Annotated in this window: 11 protein-coding genes; 3 read left to right on the top strand and 8 right to left on the bottom strand. The window is 71.2% G+C overall.

Annotation, left to right across the window (positions count from 1 at the left end; genetic code table 11):
• Positions 1-29: 29 nt before the first annotated feature.
• The 3 genes from Cco03nite_RS06865 to Cco03nite_RS06855 are packed head-to-tail and all read right to left on the bottom strand — an operon-like array spanning position 30 to position 3,711.
• A complete protein-coding gene (locus tag Cco03nite_RS06865) occupies positions 30-1,592 on the bottom strand; it encodes a glycoside hydrolase family 3 protein (RefSeq protein WP_203689905.1) in 1,563 nt (520 codons plus the stop codon).
• Positions 1,593-1,646: 54 nt separating this feature from the next.
• Positions 1,647-2,981 carry a histidine--tRNA ligase gene (gene hisS, locus Cco03nite_RS06860; protein WP_203689903.1) on the bottom strand — a complete coding sequence of 445 codons (1,335 nt, stop codon included), beginning with the start codon at positions 2,979-2,981 and terminating at the stop codon, positions 1,647-1,649.
• 34 nt (positions 2,982-3,015) lie between these two features.
• Positions 3,016-3,711: an MBL fold metallo-hydrolase gene (locus Cco03nite_RS06855; RefSeq protein WP_203689901.1), complete on the bottom strand. Its 696-nt coding sequence runs from the start codon at positions 3,709-3,711 to the stop codon at positions 3,016-3,018.
• Between the two features lie 281 nt (positions 3,712-3,992).
• Between Cco03nite_RS06855 and Cco03nite_RS06850 the strand changes: the two genes are divergently transcribed.
• From Cco03nite_RS06850 to Cco03nite_RS06840, 3 genes are all read left to right on the top strand, one after another.
• A complete protein-coding gene (locus tag Cco03nite_RS06850) occupies positions 3,993-4,946 on the top strand; it encodes a peptidylprolyl isomerase (protein ID WP_203689900.1) in 954 nt (317 codons plus the stop codon).
• A gap of 26 nt (positions 4,947-4,972) precedes the next feature.
• The gene (locus Cco03nite_RS06845) at positions 4,973-5,773 is read left to right on the top strand and encodes a peptidylprolyl isomerase (protein WP_203689898.1); all 801 of its coding nucleotides are present in this window, start codon (positions 4,973-4,975) and stop codon (positions 5,771-5,773) included.
• 147 nt (positions 5,774-5,920) lie between these two features.
• Positions 5,921-6,727: a peptidylprolyl isomerase gene (locus Cco03nite_RS06840; RefSeq protein WP_203689896.1), complete on the top strand. Its 807-nt coding sequence runs from the start codon at positions 5,921-5,923 to the stop codon at positions 6,725-6,727.
• A 148-nt stretch (positions 6,728-6,875) separates the two neighbouring features.
• Here Cco03nite_RS06840 and Cco03nite_RS06835 read toward each other — a convergent pair whose 3' ends face one another.
• The 5 genes from Cco03nite_RS06835 to yajC form a co-directional block, all read right to left on the bottom strand.
• Positions 6,876-9,146, bottom strand: coding sequence for a RelA/SpoT family protein (locus tag Cco03nite_RS06835; RefSeq protein ID WP_239086864.1), 2,271 nt, complete (start codon positions 9,144-9,146; stop codon positions 6,876-6,878).
• A 435-nt stretch (positions 9,147-9,581) separates the two neighbouring features.
• The gene (locus Cco03nite_RS06830; protein WP_203689894.1) at positions 9,582-10,136 is read right to left on the bottom strand and encodes an adenine phosphoribosyltransferase; all 555 of its coding nucleotides are present in this window, start codon (positions 10,134-10,136) and stop codon (positions 9,582-9,584) included.
• A gap of 215 nt (positions 10,137-10,351) precedes the next feature.
• On the bottom strand, positions 10,352-11,467 hold the full coding sequence (secF, locus tag Cco03nite_RS06825) for a protein translocase subunit SecF (RefSeq protein WP_203689892.1): 1,116 nt from the start codon (positions 11,465-11,467) through the stop codon (positions 10,352-10,354).
• Positions 11,467-13,347 (bottom strand): protein translocase subunit SecD, encoded by a 1,881-nt coding sequence (secD, locus tag Cco03nite_RS06820; protein WP_203689890.1) that lies wholly within the window; start codon positions 13,345-13,347, stop codon positions 11,467-11,469. Before secD ends, secF begins: the two co-directional genes overlap by 1 nt.
• A gap of 91 nt (positions 13,348-13,438) precedes the next feature.
• Positions 13,439-13,765, bottom strand: coding sequence for a preprotein translocase subunit YajC (gene yajC, locus Cco03nite_RS06815; RefSeq protein WP_275412011.1), 327 nt, complete (start codon positions 13,763-13,765; stop codon positions 13,439-13,441).
• Positions 13,766-13,908: the final 143 nt, after the last annotated feature.

The following is a 13,908-nucleotide window of genomic DNA, read 5'->3' as shown; positions in this document are numbered from 1 at the left end:
GCCCGGCGACCGGCCGGTAAACCGCCGGCTCAGCGCGCCGATCCGGCGAGGGCCTCGGCCGCCGCCTGGCCGCACACCGCCGCAGCGCCGTACGTCGCCAGGTGCACCGCCCCGATCGGCTCCCCCGCCGCCACGCCCATCTCCACCACGACCGTCTCCGGCCGCGCCGCCACGACGGCCGCGATCAGCCGCGCCAGCCACGGGTGCCGGTGCGGATCGCGGCAGACCAGCACGGGGATCCGCCCCTGCGCCCCGGCCAGCACGTCGGCGACGGTCGCGTGCTCGTCCAGCCGCACGACCGTCGTATCGGGCCGCAGCTCCGTCAACGGCGCGCCCACGCCCCACGGCGTACGCGCCTCGATGGCCAGGTTGGTGGCCACCCCGAACTCGACCACGTGCGCCGGCCCCGCCAGCGGCAGCGTGCCCGCCCCGGTGACGCGCAGCGCGCGCCGGGCCGCGGCCAGACCCACCTCGGGCCGGTCCGCGGCGTGCCACCGGTCCGCGGCGGCGGCCCGGGCGCCCCGCTGGGCGGCGCTCTCCGCGGCGAACGTCGCGACCCGGGAGGCCGCCTCGGCCAGCCGGCTCTCCGGCAGCTCCCCGCTCATCACGGCGTCGACGATGCTGGTGCGCAGCAGTTCCACCACGGCCTCGTCGGCGCTCTCGCCGCCGACGCAGATGGCGTCCGCGCCGCCGGCGATGGCCAGCGCGGCCGCCCCGCCCAGCCCGTAGCGCTGGGACACCGACGCCATCTCGATGCCGTCGGTGACCACCAGGCCCTTGAAGCCGAGCTGCTCGCGCAGCAGGTCGATGAGCACCGAGCGGCTCATGGTCGCCGGGCGCTCCGGGTCCAGCGCGGGCACCAGCAGGTGCGCGGTCATGATCGAGCGGACCCCGGCGTCGATCGCGGCGGTGAACGGCGGCAGCTCGACCTGGCCGAGCCGGGCGGCGTCGACCTCGATGATCGGCAGGCCGTGGTGGGAGTCGACGCCGGTGTCGCCGTGGCCGGGGAAGTGCTTGGCGCAGGCGGCCACGCCGGTGGACTGCAGGCCGCGGATCCAGGCGGCGGTGTGCCGGGCCACCAGGTCCGGGTCGCCGCCGAAGGAGCGTACGCCGATGACCGGGTTGGCCGGGTTGTTGTTCACGTCCGCGGCGGGCGCGTAGTCCAGGGTGATCCCGGCCGCGGCGAGCTGCGCGCCGATGTCGGCGGCGACGGCCTCGGTCAGCGCCGGATCGTCCACCGCGCCGAGGGCGTGGTTGCCGGGGCGGCGGCTGCCGTGCTCCACGTCGAGGCGGGTGACGTCGCCGGACTCCTCGTCGACGGCGATGATCACGTCGGGGTTCTCCGCGACCAGGGCCGCGTTCAGCGCCGCGACCTGGTCGAGGTCGACGATGTTGCGGGCGAACAGCACGACGCCGCCCAGCCCGTCGTTGAGGCGGCGGCGCAGCCAGTCGGGTGGCGAGGTGCCGACGAAGCCGGGTTGCAGCACCGCGTCGGCCAGCCTAAGCAGACCACGATCGTGCAGGTGGGGCCGCTGTCCCGGCGCTGTGGCGGTGCCCAGCGCCGGGGACGTGCGGTGGTCTGTCGTGGTCATGCGCGTACGGCCCCCGTTTCAGAGTCGAGGACCACACACTATTACTTAAGTTTCCTAATTAAAAGTCCCCTCCACCACCGGGATGAGATCCTCCGCCGGAGGTGTCCAGTTTCCGGCCGACGCCTCGACCTGATCGCCCGAACGGATGTCCTTCACGGTGTCGGCCGCACCCCCGGCCCCGGGGAACCAGACGTACGGGATACCCCGCCGGTCGGCGAACTTGATCTGCTTGCCGAACTTGGCCGCGCTCGGCGACACCTCGGTCGCGATGCCCCGCGCCCGCAGCTGCGCCGCGATCCGGTCGCAGGACCGGCGGTCCTCCTCGGCCCCCACCGCGACCAGCACCGCGGTCGGCACCGAGCGGCTGGCCGACAGCGCGTTCTCGCCGAACAGCACCCCCAGCAGCCGGCTGACCCCGATGGACAGGCCGACGCCCGGGAACCGGTCGTTGCCCGAGCTGGCCAGGTTGTCGTAGCGCCCGCCGGAGCACACCGAGCCGTAGCGCTCCAGCCCGGCCAGCGTCGTCTCGTACACGGTGCCGGTGTAGTAGTCCAGCCCGCGCGCGATCTTCAGCTCGGCCCGGCACAGCCCCGGCGAGTGCGCCGCGGCGGCCTCCACCACGGCGGCCAGCTCGGCCAGGCCCTCGTCCAGCAGCGGGTCGCTGACGCCGAGCTTGCGCACGTCGTCGACGAACGACGCGTCGCCCGCCGAGACCTCCGCCAGCCCCAGCACCAGCCGGGCCTGCGACTCGGTCACCCCGAGCAGGGCCAGTTCCGCGGTCACCCCGGCCGGCCCGATCCGCTCGAGCTTGTCCACGACCCGCATCACCGCCTCCGGGTCCACCAGGTCCAGGCCCTGGTAGAAGCCCTGCAGCACCTTGCGGTTGTTGACCATGATGGTCGGCTTGGGGATCGGCAGGCCCGCCAGCGCGTCCCCGATGACCAGCGGCAGCTCGGCCTCGTAGTGCGCGGGCAGCGTGTCGCGGTCGACGATGTCGATGTCGGCCTGCAGGAACTCGCGGTAACGCCCGGCCGCGGGCCGCTCGCCCCGCCACACCTTCTGGATCTGGTACCGGCGGAACGGGAAGTGCAGCTTGCCCGCGTTCTCCAGCACGAAGCGCGCGAACGGCACGGTCAGGTCGAAGTGCAGGCCGAGGCTCGCGTCGGAGGTGTCGTCCGGCGCGGCCTGCAGCCGGCGCAGCACGTATACCTCCTTGGAGGTCTCGCCCTTGCGCAGCAGCTGGTCGAGCGGCTCGACGGCGCGCGTCTCCAGCGACGCGAACCCGTAAAGCTCGAAGGTGCGGCGGATGTGGTCGAGGAAACGCTGCTCGATGATGCGCTGCGCGGGCAGCCATTCCGGGAAGCCGGACAGCGGCGTGGGCTTGCTCATGGGTAGATCACTCCAGGAAAGGAAGAAGTCTGGATCAGAAGCCCCGGCGGGGCGCGTCGCCGACGCTCAGCAGGTCGCGCAGGAACGGGTTGCGCGCGCGCTCGCGGCCGATGGTCGTCGACGGCCCGTGGCCGGGGAGCACCACGGTCTCGTCGGCCAGGGTCAGCACCTTGTCGCGCAGGCTCTCGGTCATGCGCGCCATGCTGCCGCCCGGCAGGTCGGTGCGGCCGATGCCGTCGCGGAAGAGCACGTCGCCGGTGAAGCAGAGCGGCTCGCCCTCCTGACCCGGCATCCGGAACATCACCGACCCGCCGGTATGGCCCGGCGCATGGTCCACGGTGATCTCCAGCCCGGCCAGGCTCAGCACGGCCCCGTCGGTCAGCTCGGCGACGTCGTCGGGCTCGGCGTACGGCAGCCGCCCGCCGAACATGGCGCTCAGGTCCACCGAGAGCGCCTTGGCCGGGTCGGCCAGCAGCTCGCGGTCGGCCGGGTGGATCCAGGCGGTGATGCCCCGGGCCCCGCACACGGGTGTGACGGAGAAGGTGTGGTCCAGATGCCCGTGGGTGAGCACGACGGCGGCCGGCCGCAGCCGGTGCTCGGCCAGCACCGCGTCGAGGTGGTCCAGGATCCCGATGCCCGGGTCGATCACCACGCACTGCTCGCCGGGAGCGCCGGCGACCACGTAACAGTTGGTCCCGAACGCCTGCGCCGGAAAGCCCACCACAAGCACGACAAAACCCCTCTCCGCAGACTTCAGCGCCCAGCCTAGTGCTTGCGCGGGCATCGACCGCCCACGGCACGGACGGCGCAGAACGCGATCATCCATCACAGAACCAGGACGGGCATACGTGTTTCTCAGCGTTTACCCGTACACTCGCTCGGACGTGTGGCGCGGCCCACGCCCGGCCGAAGGGCCGGCGCGGCGCGTGATGCGACACCAACCCCCTAACGTGATAAAGGTGACACAGCGGACATGCTTCGCTGCGGTCAATGGTGACAGGAGGAGCTCGGGTGGCTTCCAGCAATACCCGACAGCGCAAGCTGGCCCGCGCCAAGGTCGACCGGCAGATGGTTCGCCGGGCCGACCAGGAGCGCCGCTCGCGCCAGCTCAAGGCGGTCTTCGGCGGTTTGTTCGCGCTCGTCCTCGTCGGCGTGCTCGGGGCGTGGAGCCTCGGCGCCTTCGACGCGAAGCCGACCGAGACGGTCGCCGAGACCTGCGCCTGGAGCCCGCTCGACCTGGCGGGCAACCCGTCCCTGAAGGACGCGGGCAAGCCGGCCACGAACGGCATGCCGACCTCGGGCACGTCCGCGATGACCGTCGCGTTCGCCGGCGGCAACGTCGTGGCCGAACTCGACCGCACCGCCTCCCCGTGCGGCGCGGCCAGCCTGAAGTACCTCGCCGACAGCGGGTTCTACAACGACACCAAGTGCCACGCGCTGACCCACGCCGAGGGCGACTACGCGCTGGCCTGCGGTGACCCGTCCGGCACCGGCAACGGCGGCGCGGCGTACTCCTGGTGGATGGAGAACCCGCCGGCCGTCGAGGCGCCGAGCGCGGCCCCGTCGACCACCACCAGCGCTGCCGCCGACGCGTCGCCGAGCCCCGCCGCCGCGACCGCGGTCCGCTACCCGGCCGGCACCGTGGCCATGACGCCGAACCTCAACGGCAGCCAGTTCGTGATCTTCTACCAGGACTCGACGACCGAGACCGCGTACTCGATCGTCGGCAAGGTGACCGGTTCCGGTCTCGACGTCATCAAGAAGATCGCGCAGGCCGGCACCACCGCGAACGAGGCGGGCGAAGACGTCAAGCCCAAGCAGGACGTCGTCATCAAGACGCTGACGGTGGTCGACAACACCGCCCCGGCTTCGCCGTCCGCTCCGGCCAGCCCGCCCGCTCCGGCCAGCCCGGCTCCGTCCGGTGCGGCCACCTCTCCCAAGCCGTCGGCCTCGACCGCCAGTTGATCAGTAGTTAGCAGGAGGACAGACCCGTGAGTTCCACGATCCAGCGCCAGCGCGCGGCGGCCCGCGCGCGGCTCGAGCGCCAGATGGGCGAGCGGCTGGAAGAGGCCCGCCAGCGCAAGAAGCGCAACGCCGTGCTCGGTGCGGCGGTGGCCCTGCTGCTCGTCATCGGCGGCACGATCTGGCTGATGCGCACCGTCGGCGGCGACGACACCCAGACGCCGGCCGCCGCGCCGCTGCCGGAGGGCCAGGTGTGCACCTGGACGCCGGACGACCCGAACGCGAACAAGAACCTGAAGGACGTCGGCACGCCGCCGACCGAGGTCAGCACCAAGGGCACCCAGACCATGACGATCACCACCGACAAGGGCCCGATCGAGGTCAAGGTCAACACCGCCAAGGCGCCGTGCACCGCGGCGAGCATGACCTACCTGGCGAGCAAGAAGTTCTTCGACAACACCAAGTGCCACCGCCTGGTCACTCAGGGCATCCAGGTGCTGCAGTGCGGTGACCCCAGCGGCACCGGCAACGGCGGCCCGGCGTACAAGATGGCCGAGGAGAACCTGCCCAACGTCACCGAGCCACTGAAGGCGTACCCCACGGGCACCCTGGCGATGGCCAAGACCCAGGCTCCCAGCAGCACCGGCAGCCAGTTCTTCATCGTGTACGGCGAGAGCCAGCTCGGCCCGGACTACACGGTGCTCGGCACCGTCACCAAGGGCCTGGACATCGTGCAGAAGGTCGCCAAGGACGGCAACGCCGCCGACGGCGTCGCGCCGAAGACGCCGGTCACCATCAAGTCGCTGACCATGACGCCGGCCGAGAGCTGAGCAACGGCACGGCAGTGCAGCACAGAGGGGCGGGGCCTGCGGGTCCCGCCCCTTTTTCGCGCCGGTCGTCCGTCGCTTGTGGACGCCGTCGCATGCGTCGCGCGCCGAATGGCGTTACGCTGCGGTTCCACCTGTGACAGGAGAACCGTGACCACTCCCCCCTGGACACCCGACAGCAGCCCGCACCAAGCGCCCGCGACGCAACGCCGCGGCACCAGCGGTTGGCTGATCGCGGCCGTGGTCACCGCCATCGTGGTGGTGCTGGTCTGCGCCGTCGTGGCCGCCGCCGTGTTCGTGCTGCGGCTGCGCGACGACGCCACCGGCGCCGCGCCCGGGGACACCACCGCGAGCGCCGCGGACGGCACGTGCCGCTGGCTGCCGGTCGAGGCGGCGTCGAACGTGAACGTCAAGGACGTCGGCACCCCGCCGCGGACGGTCCCGACGAACGGCGTCCAGCAGCTCACGATGACCACGAACCGCGGCGTGGTCACCATCCAGGTGGACACCGGCAAGGCCCCGTGCGCGGCGGCCAGCATCACGCACCTGGCCGGCCGGCGGTTCTTCGACGGCACGAGCTGCCACCGCCTGGTCACCGAAGGCATCAAGGTGCTGCAGTGCGGCGACCCGTCGGGCACCGGCATGGGCGGTCCCGCGTACCAGTTCTCCGAGGAGAACCTGCCGACGACGGCGGACGCGGACCCCTATCCCGTGGGCACGCTCGCCATGGCCAAGACCCAGGCACCGCACACCACGGGCAGCCAGTTCTTCATCGTGTACGGCCCGACCCCGATCGCCCCCGAGTACACCGTGCTCGGCACGGTCACCGCGGGCATGGACGTGATCCACACGATCGGCAAGGGCGGCGCGGTCGACCCCGCCGGCAACACCGCGCCCGACGGCACCCCCAAGTCCCCCGTCACCATCGCCACCCTCACCATCACCCCGGCCGCCTGACCTTCCCCCCGGCCCACCGGCACCGCCCGGGGCCTCCTGGCTCAACTTTTAAAGATTCGCGCCCTCGTCGTGTCGACGAGGGCGCGAGTCTTCAAGAGTTGCGGCCGGTGGTGGCCCGGCCGCGGGGCCGATGGGCCGAGCCGGTGGGTCAGGCGCCGGAGGTGACGCGGTAGGCGTCCATGACGCCCTCCACGCCGCGTACGGCGTTGAGCAGGTGGCCCAGGTGCTTCGGGTCGGCCATCTCGAAGCTGAACCGGCTCACGGCGATCCGGTCGCGGGTCGTGGTGACCGTCGCGGACAGGATGTTCACCCGCTCCTCGGACAGCGCCCGGGTGATGTCGGCCAGCAGCTTGTGCCGGTCGAGCGCCTCCACCTGGATGGCGACCAGGAACATCGAGCCCGCGGTCGGCTTCCAGGTGACCTCCACCAGCCGCTCCGGCTGCGCCTTGAGGTCGCCGGTGTTGACGCAGTCCTCCCGGTGCACGCTGATGCCGCCGGAGCGGGTCATGAAGCCGTACACCTGGTCGCCGGGCACCGGGGTGCAGCAGCGGGCCAGCTTGATCCAGACGTTGGACACGCCCTTGACCGCGACGCCGGGGTCGTGGCCGGGCGCGCGGGTGCGGCTGGGCCGGGTCGGGATGGTGGACTCGGCGATGTCCTCGACCGCGCCCTCCTCGCCGCCGTATCCGGCGACCAGGCGCTGCACCACCGACTGCGCCGAGACCTGGCCCTCGCCGACGGCCGCGTAGAGCGACGTGATGTCGCTCAGGTGCAGCTCCCGGGCGATGGCCAGCAGCCCGCCCGCGGTCAGCAGCCGCTGCAGCGGCAGCCCCTGCCGGCGCATGGCCCGCGCGAGGGAGTCCTTGCCCGCGTCGATGGCCTCGTCGCGGCGCTCCTTGTTGAAGTACTGCCGGATCTTCGTACGCGCCCGCGAGGACTTGACGAAGCCCAGCCAGTCCTGGGTGGGGCCCGCGCTCTCCGACTTGGACGTGAAGATCTCGATCACGTCGCCGTTGGACAGCACCGACTCCAGCGGCACCAGCTTGCTGTTGACCCGTGCGCCGATGCAGCGGTGGCCCACCTCGGTGTGCACCGCGTACGCGAAGTCGACCGGAGTGGAGCCGTTGGGCAGCGCGATGACCTCGCCCTTGGGCGTGAACACGAACACTTCCTGGCTGGACAGGTCGTGGCGCAGCGCGTCGAGGAACTCGCCCGGGTCGGACGTCTCGCGCTGCCAGTCCAGCAGCTGGCGCAGCCAGGTCATGCCGTCGATGTGGCTGGACGGGCCGACGACCGTCGAGTTCGCCTTCGGGCCCTCCTTGTACTTCCAGTGCGCGGCGATGCCGTACTCCGCGGTGCCGTGCATCGCGTGGGTGCGGATCTGCATCTCGACCGGCTTGCCGTTGGGGCCGATCACGGTCGTGTGCAGCGACTGGTAGAAGTTCATCTTCGGCATGGCGATGTAGTCCTTGAACCGGCCGGGGACCGGTTGCCAGGCCGCGTGGATCACGCCGAGCGCCGCGTAGCAGTCGCGCACGGTGTCCACCAGGATGCGCACGCCGACGAGGTCGTAGATCTCGTTGAAGTCCCGCCCGCGCACGATCATCTTCTGGTAGATCGAGTACAGGTGCTTGGGCCGGCCGGTGACCTTCGCGTTGATCTTCGAGCCGCGCAGGTCGGCCTGCACCCGGTCGGTGACCTGCTTGAGCAGGTTGTCCCGCTGTGGGGTGTGGTCGCTGACCAGGCGCTGGATCTCCTTGAAGCGCTTGGGGAACAGCGTCGCGAAGGACAGGTCCTCCAGCTCCCACTTCACCGTGTTCATACCGAGCCGGTGCGCCAGCGGAGCCAGGATCTCCAGCGTCTCGCGCGCCTTCTGCTCCCGCTTGGCCACCGGCAGGAACGTCAGCGTACGCATGTTGTGCAGCCGGTCGGCGAGCTTCACGACCAGCACGCGCGGGTCCTTGGCGGTGGACACGACCATCTTGCGGATCGTCTCGGCCTTGGCCGAGTCGCCCAGCTTCACCTTGTCGAGCTTGGTCACGCCGTCCACGAGCAGCGCGACCTCGTCGCCGAAGTCGGCGCGGGCCTGCTCCAGGGTGTAGGGCGTGTCCTCGATGGTGTCGTGCAGCAGCGCGGCGACCAGCGTGGTGGTGTCCATGCCGAGGTCGGCCAGGATGCTCGCGACGGCCAGCGGGTGCGTGATGTACGGGTCGCCGGACTTGCGGAACTGGCCCTCGTGCCACTGCCGGGCCGTCTCGTACGCCTTCTGCAGGACGCGGATGTCGGCCTTGGGGTGCGCGGCACGGTGCGCGGCGATCAGCGGCTCCAGCTCCTCGCTGACACTGGCCGACTGCCAGGGCGCGTTGAAGCGGGACAGCCGGGCGCGCACCCGGCGGCCCGAGGGCACACCGGCGAACATGCCGAGCTGGTTGGTGCCGGGCGCGGCGCGCACCTCGGGTGCGGCGGCACGGTCCTCAGCGCCCCGGTCGGTTTCGGCCGGGGCCTGCTCGTTCGTGCCAGGGAAGGGCAGCACGGCTGCTGCCTCGCGCTTGGCGGGCTGGGCCGCCTTCGCGCCCTTCGCCGCCTGGGCCTTGTCGGGCCCGTTCCCGGCCGGCGACGTCTCCGCCACGGCCACGCTGGGGGCGACTTCCTGAGACAACGGCCGCTCCTTCGAGTGAGGTTCGGATAGCCCATGCTACCTGTGTTCGGGCTTGCCGGCCGATTTGCCGGAGGAGCGTACCCCCGCCGGCTGCGACCGGGGAGGGCACTCGTGGCGTCCGTCACCCGGGCGGGTGGTGGGCGCGGCGGGCCAGGGCGGTCGGTGCGCGCCCCGGACGGTGGTGTGGGTGGGGCGCTAGATGCGCAGGAGGGCGTGCACCGGGCGCTCGCCGAGCCGCTCCCGGCCGCCCAGGAAGCCCAGCTCGATCAGCACCACGAAGCCGGCCAGCTCGCCGCCGGCCCGCTGCACCAGGTCCAGCGTGGCGTCGGCGGTGCCGCCGGTGGCGAGCACGTCGTCGACGACCAGCACCCGCTGGCCGGGCGTGAACGCGGCCTCGCTGATCTCCAGCGTGGCGGTGCCGTACTCCAGGGCGTAGGTGGCGGCGTGGGCCACCCGGGGCAGCTTGCCGGCCTTGCGTACGGCGACCACACCGGTGCCGGCGGCGTACGCGACCGCGGCGGCCAGCACGAAGCCGCGCGCCTCCACGCCCACGACCACGTCGAACTGCCCGGCGTACTGCGCCACGATCGCGTCGATGACGCCGCGGAACGCCTTGCCGTCGGCGAACAGCGGGGTCAGGTCCTTGAACAGGACACCCGTCTTCGGGAAGTCCGCCACGTCGACGACCATGTCGGCGACGAGCGCCGCGGTGGCGTGCCCGCTGTCACCCTGGATCAGATCGTTGGTCACGGGCACACCCTAGTACGCCCGACCCTCTGGCCACACCGTCACCGCCGCTCCCACCCGAGAACTGTGTCGCCGCCCACCGTCCCTCCGCGTTGATCATGAGGTTGTTCCTGCGACACGCCGCCGAACCGTGCCATAAGTTCATGATCGACCGGGGGAAAGGCCGAGGCCCAGCCTCCCTGGTGGGGAGACCGGGCCTCGGTTCGTGGTACGGCGGGTCAGCGGCGCTTGCCGGCGGGGCGGCCGCCCGCGGGACGGCCGGCCTTGGCGCCGACGGTGGGCTTGGCGCCCGCCTTCGGAGCCGCGCTGCCCGCACCCGCGCCGACCTGCGCCGGCAGGTCGCCCGACGAGGGCTTGGCCGGAGCGGCGCGGCGGGCCAGCACCCGCGCGGTGTGGTTGGCGATCTTCGGGTCCTTCTCCTTCAGCCACACCAGCACCGGCGTGGCGAAGAACAGGGACGAGTAGACCGCGGTGCCCATACCGATGAACAGCACCAGACCCAGGTCCTTCAGCGTGCCCGCGCCGAGCAGGCCCGCGCCGATGAACAGCAGGCCGCCGACCGGCAGCAGCGCCACCAGCGCGGTGTTGATGGACCGCATGAAGGTCTGGTTCAGGGCCAGGTTGGCCGCCTCGGCGTACGTCGTGGTGCTGCTGCCCGTGATGCCGCGGGTGTTCTCCTGCACCTTGTCGAACACGACCACGACGTCGTAGAGCGCGAAGCCCAGGATCGTCAGGAAGCCGATCACCGTCGACGGGGTGACCTCGAAGCCGACCAGCGAGTACACGGCCGCCGTGGCGACCAGGTCGAACACGAGCGAGGCGACCGCGGCCGCGGCCATCTGCCACTCGAAGCGGATCACCAGGTAGATGCTGACGACCAGGACGAACAGCGCCAGGCCGATCAGCGCCTGCTCGGTGACCTGCGCGCCCCAGGCCTGGCTGACCCGGTTGCCGGTGACGTCGTCGGCCGCCAGCTTCAGGTCCTCGGCGATCTTCGCCCGGACCGTGTCGGTCTGCTCGTCGGACAGCGACGAGCTGCGCACCGTGATCGCGGCGTTGCCGACCTGCTGCGCGGGGACCAGCGTGGCGTCGGCCTGGACCGACAGGATCGCGTCGTCGATCACCTTCTCGACGTCGGCGAGCTGCCCGGCCGAGGCCGGCACGGTGAACTCGTTGCCGCCCTCGAACTCGATGCCCGGCTTGAAGCCGAACAGCGACATGGCCAGGATCGCGACGAGCAGCACGCCGCCGGCGACGCCGAACCACAGCTTGCGCTTGGCGACGATCTGGAACCCGGCCTCACCGCTGTAAAGACGGGATGCGAGACCACTCATCACTTAGCCTCCTTGGCTTCGTGCAGCACGCGGCCCAGGCCGCTGACGCGCGGGGAGAGGAACGCGTCGGTACGCGCGAACATCGCCATGATCGGGTGGCGGAAGAGGAACACCACGATCAGGTCCAGCAGGGTCGCCAGACCCAGCGCGAAGGCGAAGCCCGCCACCGCACCGGAGGAGACGAGGTAGAGCACCAGCGCGGCCATCAGCGAGATCGCGTTGGCGGTCAGGATCGTCCGGCGGGCACGCACCCAGGCGCGGGGCACCGCGCTGCGCGGGCTGCGGCCCTCGCGGATCTCGTCCTTCAGACGTTCGAAGTAGATGACGAAGGAGTCCGCGGCGACACCGAGCGAGACGATGAATCCGGCGATACCGGCCAGCGTCAGGGTGAAGCCCATCTCCCGGCCCAGGAACACCAGCGCCAGGAAGGTCAGCGCCGCCGACAGGATCAGCGACAGCACGATGACCGTGCCCAGCAGGCGGTAGTAGAAGAACGAGTAGATGACCACCAGCAGCATGCCGATGCCGGCCGCGAGCAGACCCGCCTTCAGGTGCTCACCGCCCAGCGTCGGGGTGATGGACTGGGCCTCCTGCTGCTCGAAGGTCATCGACAGCGAGCCGTAGTTCAGGTTGTTGGCCAGGTCGGTGGCCGACTTCTGGTCGAAGTCGCCGCTGATGACGGAGTCGTCACCGAGCACGCCCTGGATCTCCGGCGCAGAGATGATCTTGTTGTCCAGCACCACCGCGACGAGGCAGTGGTTCTCCGGGCCGATCGCGGACTGGTCGCACTTCTGGCCCTCGTTGTTGAAGGACTCCTTGGTCAGCTGCGTCCACTTGTCCAGACCGTCACTGGAGAAGTCCAGCGAGACCACCCGGCGGTTGGTGTTCTGCTCGATCTGCGGCGACGCCTTGTCGACGTCGGTGCCCTTGACCTTCGACACGTCGAGCAGGTACTTGGCGCCGTTCTCGCACGCGACGGCCTCGGCGTCCGGGTTGTTGATCGAGCCCGGGGGGCGCTTGTCGAGCTGCTCGCAGGTCACCTGCGGCACGTAGAACTGCACCTTCGGGGCCAGCAGCGCGACCTCGTAGTGGTCGAGCGTGGCGAACGGCGCGAGCGCCTCGATCTGGGCCGGGTCGGTCGGCACCGCGGTCAGCTTGGCGGCCGCGTCCCAGGCGGCCTTGCCGACCTTCGCCTGCACCTGCTCGACGGTCACCTTCTTGTTGCCCGCGGCGGAGGCGGAGGGCTTCGGAGCGGCCGCGGCCTTCGGGCTGGCCGAGGGGGACGCGGCGGCGCTCTTGCTGGCCGCCGGGGTCGGCGTCGGGGTCGGCGCCATCGCGGCACCGCCACCGGTGCCACCGGCCGACGGGCTCACCGACGGCTTCGGCGTGGCCTTCGGGCTGGCCGCGGTGCTCGGCTTCGGGCTCGCGGCCGCGCTCGGGCTGGCGCTCGCCGACGGCTGCGGGGCCGCGGCCAGGCCGCTGCCGTCCGTGCGGCTCAGCACCTTGCGGAAGAACAGCTGGGAGGCCTGGCCGACGTCGTCGATCGCGTCGTCGCCCTTCTTGGCCACCGAGATCACGATGTTCTGGGTGCCCTCGATGACGACCTGCGCCTCGGACACACCGCGAGCGTCGACGCGCTCGGCGATGATGCGGCGGGCCTGCTCGAGATCCTGCGCGGTCGGCGGCTTGCCATCGGCGCCGGTCTGCGCCAGGAGGGTGACCCGCGAGCCGCCGACGAGGTCAAGGCCGAGGTTGGGGGCGAGGCGATCCTGCCAGCCGCCCTTGCCGCCGAACCAGACCGCGCTGGCGAGGATGACGAAGATGGCGCCGAGAAGGGCAAGTTGCCTCCCGGGGCGCATCTGTCCCTGAGGTGGTGCCACGGCTGTCGAGTCTCCCTGGGATGAATGACGGATGGGGATACGCCACGGCCGGACACTGGGGAGCGGTCGGCCGTGGCGTGGGGTCAGCGATTTACTTTTCTTCCTTGACGGGGTTTTCCACCACGTGCTCGGTCGGCGCGGTGACCTGCTCGGTCACCCGGCCCACGGCCTGACGCGCGTAGCGGGCGGTCACGCCGGGCGAGATCTCAAGGGTGATGCTCTCGTCGTCGGTGGAGACGACCGTGCCGTACAGGCCGCCGATGGTGATCACCTTGTCGCCCGCACCGAGCGACTTCTGCATCGACTCGGCCTCCTTGCGGCGCTTGGCCTGCGGCCGGATGAACATGAAGTACATCAAGCCGAAGAGCAGGGCGAACATGATGATCGTCGGCAACGCGCTGCCGGAATTACCGCCCACTTTGTGACCTTTCCACACGGCCCCGCCGCGCGGCTGAGCACGCTGGCGGTGGCATCTGTCGTCCGTTCGGACCGCGCGAAGTCTAGTCGGTACGCGAGCGATCGCACACTTGCGGTGTAGGTCACGTTAAGATCACGAACGCG

The sequence above is a fragment of the Catellatospora coxensis genome (genome assembly GCF_016862635.1).
Classification (GTDB): domain Bacteria; phylum Actinomycetota; class Actinomycetes; order Mycobacteriales; family Micromonosporaceae; genus Catellatospora; species Catellatospora coxensis.
Note: the sequence above shows the minus strand (reverse complement) of the source record. Positions and strands in the feature narration are given on the sequence as shown.

Excerpts from the sequence above, each read along its gene's own strand:
- Cco03nite_RS06865 (WP_203689905.1), bottom strand. The coding sequence starts at position 1,592 with ATGACCACGACAGACCACCGCACGTCCCCGGCGCTGGGCACCGCCACA.
- hisS (WP_203689903.1), bottom strand. The coding sequence starts at position 2,981 with ATGAGCAAGCCCACGCCGCTGTCCGGCTTCCCGGAATGGCTGCCCGCG.
- Cco03nite_RS06835 (WP_239086864.1), bottom strand. The coding sequence starts at position 9,146 with ATGTTCGCCGGTGTGCCCTCGGGCCGCCGGGTGCGCGCCCGGCTGTCC.
- secF (WP_203689892.1), bottom strand. The coding sequence starts at position 11,467 with ATGAGTGGTCTCGCATCCCGTCTTTACAGCGGTGAGGCCGGGTTCCAG.